The following is a 2,577-nucleotide window of genomic DNA, read 5'->3' on the forward strand; positions in this document are numbered from 1 at the left end:
ATATCTGTATCTGGTAATTCTTTGAGGATTTCTAAGGCAATGGTTCCCTGACCTTCAATGACATCTTCATCATCAAATGGATGTACAAATGTATAGCCATGTTCCTTCTGTAATTCTACTGCCTTCTTATAAGCATCATCATACACTTCACCATGAAGTACAACATCTGCACCTAATGCTTTAGTAGCATCCACTTTAATAAGTGGAGTATGGGCAGGCATAACAATTGTAGCCTTAACACCTAACTGCTGGGCGGCATAAGCCACACCCTGGGCATGGTTTCCGGCACTTGAGGCAATAAGTCCTCTAGACTTAGATTCATCATCCATCTTCATGATCTTATTATAAGCACCTCTAATCTTGAATGCGCCAGTTCTCTGTAAGTTTTCTGGTTTTATATAAACCATATTTCTACACTCTTTGGAGAATGCTAGACTATAGATCAAAGGTGTTGGAATGATCACTTCGTCTACTCTCTTTTTTGCTTCTTCAAAATCTTTTAGTTCTAACATTTTTTCATTTTCCTCCATATATTTATATTTTTAACGTTATCGCGTTATTTTGGTTCTAAATAAGACAAATTTTAGGCAAAATAATAAGAGTGGTAATACACTCTTATTTGAACTGATTTGATTTGTATGTGTAATGGTAACCAATAGCTTCCATCTTATCTACGATGTCCTGCATAGGAATATGGTAGTCATAACATAAGTCTGCAAGATCTTCATATTGGTCTCTAAGTTTCATATTTAACCAGCTAAGTAACATCACTGGATCTTTAGGCATTTCACTCATCTCTCAATTCCTCCTCTAGTTTCTTCAACATATACGCAATACCATCTTCATCATTTGATAAAGTGACAACATCGGCTCTTTCTTTGACTTCATCTACTGCATTGGCCATAGCGACACCACAGCCTGCATATTCAATGAGTGATAAGTCATTGAATCCATCACCAAAGGCAATCACTTCTTCTTTTGTAAGATGAAGCATCTTTACTAGCTTATCTAAAGAAGCTGCTTTATCAATATTTGGTGCCATAACTTCAATAAAGAATGGTGCAGAACGATAAATACTTAAACCTGGGAATGCACTCTTATAGTCCTCTAATACAGAAGCCACATGTTCAGGATCACCTGTACATAATACTTTATTAATAGGATCTCTTAAAATTGATTTAAAAGATTCAGCCTTTTTAATTTCGATATCGTTGATATGTCCTTCAATATTCACATACTGATCATCTACATCTTCAGTATAAACAGCATCATCATAATATGTCATAATCGCAAGATTATGTTTCTTTGCTTCATCATATGCTTTTTTAGCCTGTTCAATAGTCAAACGCTGTTCAAACATAGTCTGTCTTGTTTTCGCATCCATGACCTTAGCACCATTGAATGATAATAAGTAACCTTCATACTTTTCTAATTCAAGTGCAGCTGCTTCATGTCTTAAACCAGGTGTTGGTCTACCTGATGCAAGTACAATTGTTGCACCTAACTGCTGTGCTTTAATAAGTGTCTCACGTGTTTTATCAGTAATTTTATTTTCTGAATTCTTTAATGTACCATCTAAATCTAATGCAATTAACTTATATTTCATTTGATATAATCCCCTCTATTGTTTTTAAAAATCTCTTTCTTGTATCTTGTGTACGTTTCTTTGGTCCTTTGACAAGTTGATGCTTACGCATCTTTCCATTGATATAGCGTGTCATTAAAAGTGAGTCTATATTGTTGGAATCAATAGTGAACTACCTCGACTTAATATTCCGTATTTGAAGTCAAGGCTTCTAGGATGCTTACGCATCCGTTTAAGAAGTTTGATATTTAAGTCTCCACCTATTGCTAGGCAATCCTTATTCTTATAGGCGTGTCCACTTCGCCTCTACTGTATAGGATGTTTACATCCACAACGCTACTTTTACGCATGATATTTAATGCACCATTTACATCTGCATTCAGAACTTGTCCACTGGCTGTTCTATACTGTCCACGATGTATTCTCTTCCCACTGAAATGGTATTCTTCAGTATCATCACTCTTATAGACTGGTATGACATCCTTATCCCAGAAGCTTGCCTTTGATGTGTAGGACTCTTCCTGCATTACAAGTATGATGCCATTCAGTTCACAGAGATATTCAAGCTTGTCTCTCAGCTTTCCATAAGGAATATTGACGAAGGTCTGATTGTTTCTTCTGCCTATGTTGAAATCCTTCTGAAATGTTTCATTATAGCCCACAACAAGAGTTCCAATATCATGATCGATACAGTAATCAATCACCCTGCGTGCAGTCTTGTTCATGTAGTCATTTATTCTATTGTTACGCCTGCGTGCTATTGCCTTCTGTCTGTTGGTTGTCTTCTTTCCAAAATGCTGCTTATCCTTGATGGACTGTAATCTTGCATTTTTCTTATTGAACCACTGGTTAATGGACTTCAGTCTTCTTCCATCAATGATGAATGTTTCACCTTTACTTGATACTCCAGTGACAAGATTATTGATACCAAGATCTAATGCCAGTGCATTTGTTGTATTGAGATTCCTTTGAATGCATTCAGCTTCATAGAT

At 36.1% G+C, this 2,577-nt stretch carries 4 protein-coding genes; all 4 read right to left on the minus strand.

What is annotated here, in order from left to right:
* Positions 1 to 512: pyridoxal-phosphate dependent enzyme (locus EAI80_RS12680; RefSeq protein ID WP_129982328.1), on the minus strand; the 512-nt coding region annotated here is incomplete at its 3' end.
* A gap of 103 nt (positions 513 to 615) precedes the next feature.
* Positions 616 to 795 (minus strand): DUF4250 domain-containing protein, encoded by a 180-nt coding sequence (locus EAI80_RS12685; protein ID WP_129982329.1) that lies wholly within the window; start codon positions 793 to 795, stop codon positions 616 to 618.
* Positions 788 to 1,606 carry a Cof-type HAD-IIB family hydrolase gene (locus EAI80_RS12690; RefSeq protein WP_129982330.1) on the minus strand — a complete coding sequence of 273 codons (819 nt, stop codon included), beginning with the start codon at positions 1,604 to 1,606 and terminating at the stop codon, positions 788 to 790. The genes EAI80_RS12685 and EAI80_RS12690 overlap by 8 nt, the downstream gene beginning before the upstream one ends.
* Positions 1,607 to 1,851: 245 nt before the next feature.
* Positions 1,852 to 2,577 (minus strand): RNA-guided endonuclease TnpB family protein (locus EAI80_RS12700; RefSeq protein ID WP_153188264.1); only part of this gene is annotated, 726 nt, incomplete at its 5' end.

The sequence above is a fragment of the Catenibacterium sp. co_0103 genome, assembly GCF_004168205.1.
Lineage (GTDB): Bacteria > Bacillota_I > Bacilli_A > Erysipelotrichales > Coprobacillaceae > Catenibacterium > Catenibacterium mitsuoka_A.

Bases quoted from the DNA above. Each gene is read 5' to 3' on its own strand.
- EAI80_RS12685 (WP_129982329.1), bottom strand. From the start codon at position 795: ATGAGTGAAATGCCTAAAGATCCAGTGATGTTACTTAGCTGGTTAAAT.
- EAI80_RS12690 (WP_129982330.1), bottom strand. From the start codon at position 1,606: ATGAAATATAAGTTAATTGCATTAGATTTAGATGGTACATTAAAGAAT.